This is a genomic window from Streptomyces sp. NPDC093097 (genome assembly GCF_044754325.1).
Classification (GTDB): domain Bacteria; phylum Actinomycetota; class Actinomycetes; order Streptomycetales; family Streptomycetaceae; genus Streptomyces.
The window spans coordinates 364,046-378,485 of the sequence record NZ_JBIVOW010000002.1 but is presented as its reverse complement, the minus strand read 5'-3'; the positions used below and the strand labels follow the sequence as shown (position 1 = coordinate 378,485).

The 14,440-nt window shown below is 73.2% G+C and carries 9 protein-coding genes and 1 pseudogene; 9 read left to right on the top strand and 1 reads right to left on the bottom strand.

Translation table 11 applies throughout. The features are described from left to right. The first annotated feature begins 56 nt into the window (after positions 1–56). The gene (locus ACIQE0_RS04585) at positions 57–3,053 is read left to right on the top strand and encodes an FAD-binding and (Fe-S)-binding domain-containing protein (protein WP_402329041.1); all 2,997 of its coding nucleotides are present in this window, start codon (positions 57–59) and stop codon (positions 3,051–3,053) included. Here the strand turns inward: ACIQE0_RS04585 and ACIQE0_RS04580 are convergent. After that, the gene (locus ACIQE0_RS04580) at positions 3,050–3,901 is read right to left on the bottom strand and encodes a LysR family transcriptional regulator (RefSeq protein ID WP_402329039.1); all 852 of its coding nucleotides are present in this window, start codon (positions 3,899–3,901) and stop codon (positions 3,050–3,052) included. The two genes, ACIQE0_RS04585 and ACIQE0_RS04580, sit on opposite strands and share 4 nt — an antisense overlap. 272 nt (positions 3,902–4,173) lie before the next feature. Between ACIQE0_RS04580 and ACIQE0_RS04575 the strand changes: the two are divergent. The 8 genes and pseudogenes from ACIQE0_RS04575 (at position 4,174) to ACIQE0_RS04540 (ending at position 14,319) form a co-directional block, all read left to right on the top strand. Further along, positions 4,174–5,056, top strand: a pseudogene (locus ACIQE0_RS04575) (EamA family transporter). A 789-nt stretch (positions 5,057–5,845) separates the two neighbouring features. Beyond that, entirely contained in the window at positions 5,846–6,661 is an 816-nt protein-coding gene (locus ACIQE0_RS04570) for a helix-turn-helix domain-containing protein (protein WP_402329037.1), read from the top strand. Between the two features lie 2 nt (positions 6,662–6,663). After that, positions 6,664–6,861, top strand: a complete 198-nt coding sequence (locus ACIQE0_RS04565) for a DUF397 domain-containing protein (RefSeq protein WP_366338719.1) — start codon at positions 6,664–6,666, stop codon at positions 6,859–6,861. A 185-nt stretch (positions 6,862–7,046) separates the two neighbouring features. Further along, positions 7,047–7,850 (top strand): TIGR03084 family metal-binding protein, encoded by an 804-nt coding sequence (locus tag ACIQE0_RS04560; protein WP_402329035.1) that lies wholly within the window; start codon positions 7,047–7,049, stop codon positions 7,848–7,850. Beyond that, positions 7,847–9,550, top strand: a complete 1,704-nt coding sequence (locus tag ACIQE0_RS04555) for an acyclic terpene utilization AtuA family protein (protein ID WP_402329033.1) — start codon at positions 7,847–7,849, stop codon at positions 9,548–9,550. Before ACIQE0_RS04560 ends, ACIQE0_RS04555 begins: the two co-directional genes overlap by 4 nt. After that, on the top strand, positions 9,547–11,145 hold the full coding sequence (locus ACIQE0_RS04550) for an acyl-CoA carboxylase subunit beta (RefSeq protein ID WP_402329031.1): 1,599 nt from the start codon (positions 9,547–9,549) through the stop codon (positions 11,143–11,145). Before ACIQE0_RS04555 ends, ACIQE0_RS04550 begins: the two co-directional genes overlap by 4 nt. Positions 11,146–11,152: 7 nt before the next feature. Next, positions 11,153–13,069 (top strand): acetyl/propionyl/methylcrotonyl-CoA carboxylase subunit alpha, encoded by a 1,917-nt coding sequence (locus tag ACIQE0_RS04545; RefSeq protein WP_402329029.1) that lies wholly within the window; start codon positions 11,153–11,155, stop codon positions 13,067–13,069. A gap of 44 nt (positions 13,070–13,113) precedes the next feature. Beyond that, positions 13,114–14,319, top strand: a complete 1,206-nt coding sequence (locus ACIQE0_RS04540; RefSeq protein ID WP_366338709.1) for an acyl-CoA dehydrogenase family protein — start codon at positions 13,114–13,116, stop codon at positions 14,317–14,319. Positions 14,320–14,440 lie beyond the last annotated feature (121 nt).

Sequence of the window (14,440 nt, the reverse complement as noted above, 5' to 3'; positions counted from 1 at the left end):
CACCCTTTGTCCACAGGTCTTGATCCGCCCCCGCCCTTCGTGGGCACTCTGGTGGCATGGCTGATGGCACGGAGACGGACAAGCGGGACGGCGGCGGACCGGGCGCGGGCGGGCGGGCGACCGAGCGGGCGGCCGCCGCCCGGCGGGAGCTGGCGCGCGAACTGGCCGCGGCGGTACGGGGCGAGGTCTCGGCCGCCGCGGGAGACCGGGCGCTGATGACGATGGACGCGTCCAACTACCGGCGGGTCCCGGACGCGGTGGTCGCGCCCCGGGACGCCGAGGACGTCGCCGCGGCCCTGCGGGTCTGCCGCGAATGGGGCGTCCCGGTGGTGCCGCGCGGCGGCGGCACCAGCATCGCGGGACAGGCCACCGGCACCGGCGTCGTCCTGGACTTCACCCGCCATATGCGCCGGATCACCGCCCTGGACCCCGCGGCCCGCACCGCCGTCGTCCAGCCCGGCGTCATCCTCGACGACCTCCGGGCCGCGGCCGCCCCGCACGGCCTGACCTTCGGCCCCGACCCCTCCACCCACAGCCGCTGCACCCTCGGCGGCATGATCGGCAACAACTCCTGCGGCTCCCACTCGGTGGCCTGGGGCACCACCGCCGACAACGTCCACACCCTGGACCTGCTCACCTACCAGGGCGAGCGGGTGCGGGCCGGCCGCGGCACCGACGCCGAAGGCCGCCCCACCGGCCTCCCGCCGCGGCTGCGCGACGGCGTCAAGGCCCTGGTGGACGGCGAGTTGGCGCTGCTGCGCACCGGCTACCCCACCGGCCTCCCGCGCCGCATCTCCGGCTACGCCCTGGACGCCCTGCTCCCCGAGGCCGGCACCGACCTGGCCCGCGCCCTCACCGGCAGTGAGGGCACCCTCGGCGTCCTCACCGAGGCCACCGTCCGGCTCGTCGAGGCCCCCGCCGCCCGCGCGCTGGCCGTCCTGGCCTACCCCGACGAGAGCGCCGCCGCCGAGGCCGCCCACACCCTGCTGCCGCACTCCCCGCTGACCGTCGAGGGCATGGCCGCCGACCTCGTCGGCAAGGGCACCACCGGGCTGCCCGACGGCGGCGCCTGGCTGTTCGTCGAGATGGGCGGGGCCGACGGGGCCGAGGCCGCCGCCCGGGCCGAGGCGCTGTGCCGCGCGGCGCGGGCGGACGGCGCCACCGGCCACGCCCTCGTCACCGACCCGGCCGGCCAACGCACCCTGTGGCGCATCCGCGAGGACGCCTCCGGCACGGCGACCCGTATGCCGGACGGCAGCGAGGCGTGGCCCGGCTGGGAGGACTGCGCCGTCCCACCGGCTCAACTGGGGCCGTATCTAAGGGACTTCCGTGGCCTGCTCTCCCAGCACGGGCTGCGCGGCACCCCCTACGGCCACTTCGGCGACGGCTGCATCCACGTCCGGATCGATTTCGACCTGCTCACCCCGCCCGGCATCCGCCGCTTCCGGGAGTTCTCCGCCGACCTCGCCGACCTGGTGGTGGCGCACGGCGGCTCGCTCTCCGGTGAACACGGCGACGGCCAGGCCCGCGCCGAACTCCTCCCCAAGATGTACGGCGACGAACTGGTCGGCCTCTTCGGGCGGTTCAAGGACCTGTGGGACCCGGCCGCCGGCCTCAACCCCGACATCCTGGTCCGCCCCGCCCGCCTCGACGACAACCTCCGCTTCGCCCCGCTGCCGCGCCGTCCGGTCCCCGTGGAGTTCGGCTATCCGCACGACGGCGGCGACTTCTCCGCCGCGGTACGCAGATGCGTCGGCGTCGCCAAGTGCCGTACAGAGGTGTTGGGTTCGGGCTCGTCGGACGTGATGTGCCCGTCGTACCGCGCCACCGGCGAGGAGCGGCACTCCACCCGCGGGCGCGCCCGGTTGCTGCACGAGATGCTGGCCGGCGAGGTGGTCACCGACGGCTGGCGCTCCCCGGAGGTGCGCGACGCCCTCGACCTCTGCCTCTCCTGCAAGGGCTGCCGCAGCGACTGCCCCGTGGGCGTCGACATGGCCACCTACAAGGCGGAGTTCCTGCACCACCACTACGAGGGCCGGATCCGCCCCGCCGCCCACTACGCGATGGGCCGCCTGCCCCAGTGGCTGCGCGCCGCCGCCCCCGCGGCACCGCTCCTCAACGCCCTGGCCCGCACCCCGCTGGCCGCGGTCGCCAAGCGGCTCGGCGGGATCGCGCCGGAGCGGGAGATCCCGGCGCTGGCGGGGGAGACGTTCCGGCGGTGGTGGTGGCGCCGGCGCGCCGCCGCGGGCGCCACCACCGGCGGCCGGACCGTCGTCCTGTGGCCCGACACCTTCACCGACCACCTCTCCCCGGAGGTGGGCCGGGCCGCCGTCCGCGTCCTGGAGGCCGCCGGGCTGCGGCCGCTGCTCCCGCCCACCGTGCCCCTGGAGACCAGCCCGGCGCTCCGGCTGGCCCGCCGCGTCTCCCGCCCCGGCCTCTGCTGCGGCCTGACCTACGTCTCCACCGGCCAACTCACCCAGGCCCGGGCCGTGATGCGCCGGACGGTGGAGGCGCTGAGCCCGCTGGTGGGCCCCGGCCGCCCCCTGGTCGTCCTCGAACCGAGCTGCGCCGCGGCGCTCCGCAGCGACCTGCCGGAACTGCTCGCCGACGACCCGCGAGCGGCCCGGCTCGCCGCCTCCGTCCGCACCTTCGCCGAGGTGCTGGAGGAGCTGGCCCCCGACTGGACCCCGCCTCGCCTGGACCGTCCCGTCGCCGGTCAGACCCACTGCCACCAGCACGCGGTCCTCGGCGACGCCGCCGACCGCCGGCTGCGTGAACGGGCCGGGCTGGCCGGCCAGTTGAGCGGCGGCTGCTGCGGCCTGGCCGGCAACTTCGGCTTCGAACGCGGCCATTACGACGTCTCCGTCGCCTGCGCCGAGGATCAACTCCTGCCCGCCGTACGGGCCGCGGCACCGGACGCCGAGATCCTCGCGGACGGCTTCTCCTGCCGCACCCAGCTCGCCCAGCTCGGGGAGCGCCGGGGGCGGCATCTGGCGGAGGTGCTGGCGGAGGCGCTGGAGGCGGGGGAGGTGAGACGGGCGGACCGGATCTAGCCCATCACCTCGCGGGCCAGGGTCACCAGGTCCCGGATGCGGGGGTGCCCCGGGCCGTCGCGCCAGGCGAGGACGACCGGGACGGGTGGGGCGTCGGTCAGGGGGACGTACGCCATCGCCGGGTGGGGGTGCATACCGGCGGTGGCGGAGGTGGTGACGCCGACCGCGCGGCCGCCGGTGATGGCGGCGATCCAGTCGTCGGTGTTGCCGATGGTAATCGTGGACGAGGGGCGGGCGTCGGCGGGCCAGAGGTCGAGGGTGGTGGTGCCGGAGACGGTGTTGAGGGCGATGGTGCGGTGAGTGAGGGCGGTGAGGGAGAGCGTGGGGCAGGCGGCCAGGGGGTCGTCGGCGGGGAGGCCGGCCACCCGGGGCTCGGTCGTCAACTGCTCGGTGACCAGGCCGGGGGCGTGCACCTCGCCCCGGAGGAGGGCCGCGTCGACGTCGCCGCGGGCGAGGCCGGCCGTGCGGTCGTCGATGCGGAGGAGTTCGAGCGGGGTGTCCGGGTGCTCCTCGTGCCAGCGGCGCAGGAGGGTGGTGGTGCCCGTGCCGGCAGCGGACCAGGCGTGGCCCAGGCGGAGCGGCCAGCCGGTGCGGCTGCCGTGGGCCAGGGCGCGGTCGAAGGCGGTGACCGCGAGGGACGCCTGATCGCGGAAGGCGAGGCCGTCCGGGGTGAGGGCGAGGTGGTGGGTGGTGCGCTCGACGAGCCGGGTGCCCAGGGCCTCCTCCAGCTGGCGGAGGGTGCGGGAGACGGCGGGCTGGGTGAGGTGGAGGCGTTCGGCGGCGCGGGTCACGCTGAGGGTGTCGGCGATGGCCAGGAAGCAGCGGAAATGGCGCAGCTCGATGCTCATGCGTGCGGAGCATAACAACGGGAGAAACGGCATTTCAGGTGCGGGAAGGCGGGTCGTAGCGTGGGGGTGTGAATGCTTCTTCGTCCGCGCCGTTCGGCTCGTCGTCCGCCGGGTCTGCCGGGTCTGCCGGGTCTGCCGGGTCTGCTGGTTCTCCTGCGTCTGCCGGTTCTGCCGGGTCTTCTTCTGATGTGTCGGGTGCGTCGGGTGGTGAGGCTGAGATACCTCAGCCCGTGCCGCCGTCGCCCGAGGTGTTGTCGGCGGAGGCTCAGGCCGTGGCCCATGGGGTGGGGCCGGGGACCACGGGTGCGGCGCGGGCGCGGGGGCGGCTGGTGTCGGTGGCGTTGGTCATCGGCGGGGTCGTCTCGCTCCAGTTCGGGTCGTCGGTGGCGGTGCTGCTGTTTCCGCGGGCCGGTGCGCTGGGGGTCGTGACGCTGCGGCTGGTCGTGGCGTCGTTGGTGTTGCTGGTTGCCTGCCGGCCGAAGGTGCGGGGCTACGGGCGGGGGGACTGGGCGACGGTCGTCGCCTTCGGTGTCGCGCTGGTCGGGATGAACTCGCTCTTCTACCAGGCGATCGATCGGATTCCGTTGGGGGCCGCGGTCACGCTGGAGTTCCTCGGGCCGTTGATCCTGTCGGTGGCGACGTCGCGGCGGTTGCTGAGTGTGGTGTGGGCGGCGCTGGCGCTGGGGGGGGGTGGGACTGCTGGGGCGTGCGGGGTTCGACGGGCTGAATCTGGTCGGGGCCGGGTGCGCGCTTGCCGCGGGTGGGTTGTGGGCCGCGTACATCCTGTTGTCGGCGCGGACGGGGCAGCGGTTCCCGCAGGCGGACGGGTTGGCGTTGGCGATGACGGTGGCGGCGGTGTTGAGCCTGCCGCTGGGGGTGTTCAGCGCGGGGGCTGCGCTGTTGAATCCGATGACGCTGGGGCTGGGGGCGGCGGTGGCGCTGATGTCGTCGGTGATGCCGTACACGCTGGAGTTGCTGGCGTTGCGGAAGCTGCCGGCGTCGGGGTTCGCGGTGATGATGAGCCTGGAGCCGGCCGCGGCGGCCACGGCCGGGTTTTTGGTGTTGGGGCAGGCGTTGGGGTGGGTGGAGTTGGCGGCGATCGGGCTGGTGGTGGTTGCCAGTGCGGGGGCTGTGCTGAGCGGTTCGCGCCGCTGAGCGGTTCCCGGCGCTGGGTGGTTCCCGGCGCTGAGCGGGTCGCGGCGCTGGGCGGTTGGGTCTGCCTTGCGCGTTGTTGGCTTCCCCGGCGTGGGGGCGGGCGTGGCCTCGGTTTCCCGCAGTGGGTGGGGCCGGAGGGGCTGCCCCGGGATACTCCCCCAGCCTTCGGCCGGGAGGTGCCCCCACGGTGCGGGCGCATCTGGTCAGTCAGTTGAGGAATGCCCCGGCGTTCGCTCCAGATCCTGCGGGCGCACCCCGGGACATCCCCTCCGGCCTACGCCGTTGCCGACTTTCCGCCGGTGGGCCGCCTGCACCTGGGGCACTCGCAGGGTGGGAAGCGCCCGGCCATGTCGTCCACGAGCTGCATCGGATCGTCGGCCCGGACGGCGACCGTGCGTAGCGGCGTACGCGCCCCGTCCGGCGAAACCCGGTACACGAAGAGCGACATGTGCCGCGGGTTGATCTTCAACGGGCCCGCCCCCGCTGCATTTCCGCACGCTCACGAATCCAGGCCGCCAACCGGAACACCTCGGAAGCGGAAATTCCGCCCAACTCGACCCGCCCCCGCTCCATGACCGGATATCCGCCCTGGAGGGAGGGGAATACGAACCCGGCGGTGGCGAGAGCGGCCGCCAACTCCTTTGCTGCCTGGCTACCTTGGGCCAAAGCACTGTCCCCGGATGAGGGTTCTTTCTGATTCATGCCCCCCATGGTCGGGAGACCGACTTAGCCTGCGAAGTAGTGACTCGCGTACGGAGAGTATCCGTAGCTGTGCGTAAGGGAGGCGTCATGCATGCAGGTGGCAGTGCGGAGCGGGTGTCGACGGCATTGCGGGTGTTCGGGGGGCAGCTGAAGCTCTTCCGTGAACTGGCCTCGCTGAGTCGTGAGGAGTTGGGGCGACAGCTCGGCTACGCGTCCCACACGATCAAGTCGTACGAGCTCGCTCAGCGCATCCCGGAGCCGGAGACGGTGGAGCGCGCGGACGACCTGTTGGGGGCGAAGGGGGTGCTGCGGGTGGCGATTCCGCTGCTGGAGGAGGTGCAGTACCCGCCGTTCTTCCGCGACTTGGCGAAGTTGGAGCGGAAGTGTCTGGGGCGATGCTCGTACGAGGCGCTGGTTGTTCCGGGGCTGTTGCAGACGGAGGACTACGCACGCGCGGTGATCGAATCGCGTATCCCCGTCTTCACCGACGACGAGGTCGAACGCCTCGTGTCGGGCAGGCTGGATCGGCAGAGTTTGCTCACCCGCGAGGACCGGCCGCCGGTGCATTTCGTCGTCGAGCAGGCGGCGTTGGAGCGTCCGATCGGTGGCCGGAAAGTCCACCAGGAGCAGATGGCAAGGGTCTTGGAGCGGCTACGGCTGCGCAACGTATCTCTTCAGGTCATGCCGACAGATATCGAGGAACACCCCTCTCTTGATGGGGCGCTGGTCTTGCTCGATATGCCGGACCCGCGCACGCTGGGCTACGTCGAGGGCCATGCCAGGAGCCAACTCGTATCCGACCGGAAGAAGGTCGCCGAACTTGTGGATCGCTATGCCATGATCCGTACGCAGGCCCTCTCTACCAGGGAATCCATCCAATTCATCGAGAAGTTGGCGGGGTAGGAATGAACAGCGAACTGTCGTGGCGCAAGTCGAGTTACAGCGGCTCCGAGGGCGGCGAATGCATCGAGATCGCCACCGGCCCGGCCGCCACCCACATCCATATACGTGACTCCAAGGACAAGGTGGGCCCCCACCTCACCCTCACCCCCACCACCTGGACCACCTTCCTCCGCTACGCGGCCGCCGCGACGCCCAACTGAGCCGCCCCACGCCCGTAGCGACCTCGCAACCGCAGGGTCGCTGCGGCATGGCAAAAAACCATGCAGGCGTGCTTGATTGTTTCTGGTCGCGCTGTCACGCTCGGTTCTCGCATCACCGCAACATCTGTCAACTGGCCCTCCCCGCAAGGGATATGGGCGTCCGGTGTGGATGAGGAGAGCGAGCGATGGCCGATCCGCGGGAGGTTCGGGAGGTCCTGGCGGACCTTCGGGCCGAGGGTGAAGAGCTGGACGGGCTGGTGGCCGGGCTGCCGGAGGCGGAGTGGGGGCGGGCGACGCCGGCCGCCGGGTGGACCCTCGCGCATCAGATCGCGCACCTGCTGTGGACGGATGAGCGGGCCGTGCAGTCCGCGGTGGATCCCGAGGGGTTCGGGCGGGAGGTCGAGGCGGCGTTGGCGTCGCCCGAGACGTTCGTGGACGAGGCGGCCGAGCGCGGGGCGCGGCTGGCGCCCGTCGAGCTGCTGGAGCGGTGGCGGGCGAGTCGGGCGGAGCTGCTGGAGGTGCTGGCGGCGCAGCCAGCGGGCGGCAAACTGCCCTGGTACGGGCCGCCGATGAGCGTGGCGTCGATGGCCACCGGACGGTTGATGGAGACCTGGGCGCACGGGCAGGACGTGGCGGATGCGCTGGGGGTGCGGCGGGTGCCGACGGCCCGGTTGCGGCATGTGGTGCGGATCGGGGTGCGGGCCAGGGACTATGCGTATGCGGTGCGGGGGCTGACGCCACCGGGGGAGGAGTTCCGGGTCGAGTTGGTCGGGCCCGGGGGCGAGGAGTGGGCGTTCGGGCCGGCGGGGGCCGCGCAGCGGGTGAGCGGGGCCGCGCTGGACTTCTGTCTGCTGGTGACGCAGCGGGTACATCGGGATGATGTCTCCCTGGTGGCGGTGGGGGCGGACGCGGAGCGGTGGTTGGGCATCGCGCAGTCCTTCGCGGGGCCGGCGGGGGCCGGGCGGGCGCCGGGGGAGACGCGGCGGTGACGGGCGCCGGGGAGCCGCTGCGGATCGGGAACGCGTCGGGGTTCTACGGGGACCGGTTCGACGCCGTGCGGGAGATGCTGACCGGTGGGCCGCTGGACGTGCTGACCGGCGACTATCTGGCCGAGTTGACCATGCTGATCCTCGGGCGGGACCGGCTGAAGGACCCGCGGCTGGGGTACGCCAAGACCTTTCTGCGGCAGCTGGAGGAGGGGCTGGGGCTCGCCGTCGAGCGGGGCGTGAAGATCGTCGCCAATGCGGGCGGGCTGCATCCGGCCGGACTTGCCGAGGCCGTACGGGAGTTGGGTGCGCGGGTCGGGGTCCCGGTGCGGGTGGCGCATGTCGAGGGCGATGACCTGGTGGGGCGGGGGTGGGGCGAGGGCGTGCTCACCGCCAACGCGTATCTGGGCGGTGCGGGGATCGCGGAGTGCCTGCGGGCCGGCGCGGATGTCGTGGTCACCGGGCGGGTGACGGACGCGGCCCTGGTCAGCGGGCCGGCCGCGGCGCACTTCGGGTGGGCGGCGGACGATCACGACCGGCTGGCGGGTGCGGTGGTCGCGGGACATGTGCTGGAGTGCGGGACGCAGGCGACGGGTGGGAACTACGCGTTCTTCGAGGAGTTGGGGGACCTGCGGCGGCCCGGATTCCCGGTCGCCGAGGTGTACGGGGACGGCAGCGCCGTGATCACCAAGCATCCGGGGACGGGGGGTGCGGTCACGGTGGGTACGGTCACCGCCCAGCTGCTGTACGAGACCGGGGGCGCGCGCTATCCGGGGCCGGAGGTGACGGCCCGGCTGGACAGCGTGCGGCTGACGGCGGACGGGCCGGACCGGGTACGGATCGACGGGGTATGCGGGGAGGCGCCGCCGGCGACGCTGAAGGTCGGGCTGACCCGGATGGGCGGCTGGCGCAACGAGGTGGTGTTCGTCCTCACCGGGCTCGACATCGAGGCCAAGGCGGCGCTGGTGCGGGGGCAGATGGAGGACGCCTTGGCGCGGGCCACGCGCCGGCCCGGTGACGTGAGTTGGTCGCTGGCGCGGACCGATCACGCGGACGCGGGGGTGCAGGAGGAGGCGAGTGCGCTGCTGCGGCTGGTGGTGCGGGATCCGGACCCCGAGGCCGTGGGGCGGGCGGTGAGCGGGGCGGCGATCGAGCTGGCGTTGGCCAGTTATCCCGGTTTCCATGTGACGGCGCCGCCGGGGAAGGGCGCCCCGTACGGGGTGTTCGAGGCGGCGTATGTGGCGGCGGAGGACGTGCGTCAGGTGGCGGTGTTGCCGGGCGGGGAGCGGGTGGAGATCGCGCATGTGCCCGCGCCTGTAGGGGAGTTGGCCGCCGTGGAGGCGGAGCTTCCGGTGCCGTTGGCAGCGGGGCCGACCCGGTCGGCTCCCTTGGGGCGCGTCGTCGGGGCCCGTAGTGGCGACAAGGGCGGGTCGGCGAACGTCGGGGTGTGGGCCCGGACGGACGAGGCGTGGCGGTGGCTGGCGCATGAGCTGACCGTGACGGTTTTCCGGCAACTCCTCCCGGAAGTCGCTCAGTTGGAGGTCCGGCGTGCCGTCCTCCCCAACCTGCGGGCGCTGAACTTCACCGTCGAGGGGCTGCTGGGGGCGGGCGTCGCCTCCCAGGCCCGGTTCGATCCGCAGGCCAAGGCGCTGGGGGAGTGGCTGCGCTCCCGTTACGTGGAGATACCGGAGGTGCTGTTGTGACGGTGTTGAGGAGCGCGCTGGACACCGCGGACGCCGAGTACGCCGAGCGGCGGGCGGTCATGCTCGGGAAGGTGGGGGAGGTGGCGGGCGAGCACGCCAAGGCGCTGGCGGGGGGCGGGGAGAAGTACGTCGACCGGCACCGCAAGCGCGGCAAGCTGCTGGCCCGGGAGCGGATCGAGCTGCTGCTGGATCCGGACACGCCGTTCCTGGAGCTGTCGCCGCTCGCCGGGTGGGGCAGCGACTACGCGGTGGGTGCGTCGCTGGTCACCGGGATCGGGGTGATCGAGGGCGTGGAGTGCCTGATCACCGCCAACGATCCGACGGTGCGCGGCGGGGCGAGCAATCCGTGGACGCTCAAGAAGGCGCTGCGGGCCCATGAGGTCGCGTTCGCCAACCGGTTGCCGGTGGTCAGCCTGGTGGAGTCGGGCGGGGCGGACCTGCCGAGCCAGAAGGAGATCTTCATCCCGGGCGGGGCGCTCTTCAAGGATCTGACGAGGCTGTCCGCCGCGGGGATTCCGACGGTGGCGGTGGTCTTCGGGAACTCGACGGCCGGGGGTGCGTATGTGCCCGGGATGTCGGACCACGTGATCATGGTGAAGGAGCGGGCCAAGGTCTTCCTCGGCGGGCCGCCGCTGGTGAAGATGGCGACCGGCGAGGAGAGCGACGACGAGTCGCTGGGCGGGGCCGAGATGCACGCCCGGACGTCGGGGCTCGCGGACTACTTCGCGCTCGACGAGCCGGATGCGCTGCGGCAGGCGCGGCGGGTGGTGGCGCGGCTCAACTGGCGCAAGGCGCACGGCGATCCGGGTCCGGCCGAGCCGCCGGCGTACGACGAGGAGGAGCTGCTGGGGATCGTTCCCGGTGACCTCAAGGTGCCGTTCGATCCGCGTGAGGTGATCGCGCGGATCGTGGACGGGTCGGACTTCGACGAGTTCAAGCCGCTGTACGGGGCGAGCCTGGTGACCGGGTGGGCCCGGCTGCACGGCTATCCGGTGGGGATTCTGGCCAATGCGCAGGGGGTCCTCTTCAGTGCGGAGTCCCAGAAGGCGGCGCAGTTCATCCAGTTGGCCAACCAGCGGGACATCCCGTTGCTCTTCCTGCACAACACCACCGGCTACATGGTCGGCAAGGAGTACGAGCAGGGCGGCATCATCAAACACGGCTCGATGATGATCAACGCGGTGTCGAACTCGACGGTGCCGCATCTGTCCGTCCTGATGGGCGCCTCGTACGGGGCCGGGCACTACGGGATGTGCGGGCGGGCCTATGACCCGCGGTTCCTGTTCGCCTGGCCGAGCGCCAAGTCCGCGGTGATGGGGCCGCAGCAGCTCGCCGGGGTGCTCTCCCTCGTGGCGCGCGCCTCCGCGGCCGCGAAGGGGCAGCCCTACGACGAGGAGGGGGACGCGGCGCTGCGCGCCATGGTGGAGCAGCAGATCGAGTCCGAATCGCTGCCGATGTTCCTGTCCGGGCGGCTGTACGACGACGGCGTCATCGACCCGCGCGACACCCGCACCGTTCTCGGCCTGTGCCTGTCCGCCGTCCACACCGCGCCGGTCGAGGGCGCGCGGGGCGGCTTCGGCGTCTTCCGGATGTGAGGTTCCCGTGACAACGACTGATTCCGGTGAGATCCGTTCGGTGCTCGTCGCCAACCGCGGGGAGATCGCCCGCCGGGTCTTCCGCACCTGCCGTGAGCTGGGCATCGCCACCGTCGCGGTGTACTCCGACGCGGACGCCGGGGCCGCGCACGTCCGGGAGGCGGACGCCGCGGTCCGGCTGCCGGGCGAGGCGGCCGGGGAGACCTATCTGCGCGGCGAGTCGATCGTCGCGGCGGCGCTGGCGGCCGGGGCGGACGCGGTCCACCCGGGGTACGGGTTCCTCTCCGAGAGCGCGGAGTTCGCGGGCGCGGTGGGGGAGGCGGGGCTGGTGTGGGTCGGGCCGCCGCCGGCCGCGATCGCGGCGATGGCCTCCAAGACGCGGGCCAAGGAGCTGATGGCGGCGGCCGGGGTGCCGCTGCTGGCGCCGGTCGAGCCGGCCGCGGCCGCCGCCGGGGACCTGCCGCTGCTGGTGAAGGCGGCGGCCGGCGGCGGGGGTCGGGGCATGCGGATCGTCCGCGAACTGGACGCGCTGGAAGAGGAGTTGGCGTCGGCGCGGGCGGAGGCGGCGGCCGCTTTCGGGGACGGGGAGGTCTTCGTCGAGCCCTATGTGGAGGGCGGGCGGCACGTCGAGGTGCAGGTGCTCGCGGACGCCCACGGCACGGTCTGGACGCTCGGCACCCGGGACTGCTCGCTCCAGCGGCGCCACCAGAAGGTCATCGAGGAGGCCCCCGCCCCCGGGCTGTCCGACGCGCTGCGGGACACCCTGCACCGGGCCGCCGTCCAGGCCGCGCGGGCCATCGGCTACCGGGGCGCGGGCACCGTCGAGTTCCTGGTGTCGGCCGACGGCCGGGCGTACTTCCTGGAGATGAACACCCGGCTCCAGGTGGAGCACCCGGTGACCGAGGAGATCTACCGGCTCGACCTGGTGGCCCTCCAACTGGCCGTCGCCGAGGGGCGCCCGCTGCCCGCCGAGCCGCCCGCGCCGCACGGCCACGCCGTCGAGGCCCGGCTCTACGCGGAGGACCCGGCCGCCGGCTGGCAGCCGCAGACCGGCACCGTGCACCGGCTCGACGTACCGGCCGGCGTCCGGCTGGACTCCGGCGTGACCGACGGCGATGCCGTCACCGTCCACTACGACCCGATGCTGGCCAAGGTCATCGCCTGGGCGCCGACCCGCGCCGAGGCCGTGCGCAAACTGGCCGGCGCCCTGGAGCGGGCCCGCCTCCACGGCCCGGCCACCAACCGGGACCTGCTGGTCCGCTCGCTGCGGCACCCGGAGTTCGCGGGCGCCGATGGTCTGGACACCGGCTTCTACGACCGCCATCTGTCGGCCCTGACCGCGCCGGAGTCCGCCGGCGACGCGCTGTGCGCGCTGGCCGCCGCGCTCGCCGACGCGCACGGCCGCTCGCGTTTCGGGGGCTTCCGCAACGTCCCCTCCGGCCCCCAGGTCAAGCGCTACGCCCGCGCGGACACCGTCCACGAGGTGCGCTACCGGCTCGGGCGCGACGGGCTGACCGCCGAGGGCCACCCCGGCGTCCGGCTGCTCGGCCTGGCCGCGGAGGCGGTGGTGCTGGAGGTCGACGGGCTGCGGCGGCCGTTCGCGGTCGCCCGCTACGGGGACCAGGTGTACGTCGACTCGGCGTTGGGGGCCCGCGCGTTCACCGCGCTGCCCCGGTTCCCCGACCCCGCGGCCCGTACGGAACCCGGTTCGCTGCTGGCCCCGATGCCCGGCACGGTCGTCCGGATCGCGGACGGGCTGGCCGAGGGCGACCGGGTGGCGGCCGGCCAGCCGCTGCTGTGGCTGGAGGCCATGAAGATGGAGCACAGGATCAGCGCACCGGCGGCCGGCACCCTGACCGCCCTCCCCGCCCGCACGGGCCAGCAGGTCGAGGTGGGCACGCTGCTCGCCGTCGTCACCGCGTAGGGCCCGCCACAGGCACTCACTCACTCACCGCCCCAGGAGCCGTCATGAGCAACGCCCTGAGCAACCCCGTGATCGAGTCCGAGGAACACCGCGCCCTGCGCGCCGCCGTCGCCGCGCTCGGCAGGCGCTACGGCCGGGAGTACTTCACCGCCGTCGTCGCCGAGGGCCGGCACACCGACGAGCTGTGGCAGGAGGCCGCCAAGGCCGGCTACCTCGGCGTCAATCTCCCCGAGGAGTACGGGGGCGGCGGCGCCGGCATCACCGAACTCGCCCTCGTACTGGAGGAGTTGGGCGCGGCCGGCTGCCCGCTGCTGATGCTGGTGGTCTCGCCGGCCATCTGCGGTACGGTCATCGCCCGCTTCGGCACCGAGGAGCAGAAGCGCGGCTGGCTGCCGGGGCTGGCGGACGGCAGCCGCAAGATGGCCTTCGGCATCACCGAACCGGACGCCGGGTCCAACTCGCACCGGATCACCACCACCGCCCGTAAGGACGGCGGGGACTGGGTGCTCAACGGGCGGAAGATCTTCGTCTCGGGCGTCGACATCGCCGAGGCGACCCTGATCGTCGGCCGCACCGAGGACGCCCGCACCGGGAAGCTCAAGCCCTGCCTGTTCATCGTCCCGCGCGAGACGCCCGGCTTTGGACGGAGTCCGGTCCGGATGGAACTGGCCGCCCCGGAGAAGCAGTTCGAGCTGACCCTGGACGAGGTGCGGCTGCCCGCCGAGGCCCTGGTGGGCGGGGGCCCCTCCCACGCCTTCGGCAGTGGGGGAGAGGACGCCGGGCTGCTGCAACTCTTCGCCGGCCTCAACCCCGAGCGCATCATGACCGCCGCCTTCGCCCTCGGCATGGGCCGCTACGCGCTGGGCCGGGCCGTCGACTACGCCCGCACCCGCCAGGTCTGGAAGGAGCCGATAGGTGCCCACCAGGCGCTCGCCCACCCGCTCGCCCAGTGCCATATCGAACTCGAACTGGCCGGGCTGATGATGCGGAAGGCCGCGCTGCTCTACGACGCCGGCGACGACCTGGCCGCCGGGGAGGCCGCCAACATGGCCAAGTACGCCGCGGCCGAGGCCGCCGTGCACACCGTCGACCAGGCCGTGCACACCCTGGGCGGCAACGGCCTCACCCAGGAATACGGGCTGGCGTCCCTGATCACGGCCGCCCGGGTGGCGCGGATCGCGCCGGTCAGCCGGGAGATGATCCTCAACTACGTCTCGCACCAGTCCCTGGGACTGCCCAAGTCGTACTGAGCACAAGGGTGGCCAGGCGCCGGTCCGTTCCCACCAGGACCGGCGCATCACCGCTCGGGCATACGGGAAGGAAGGCCCCCTGCGGTTCACCGCCGCACCCACCGCCGCTCCAGGAAGAGGA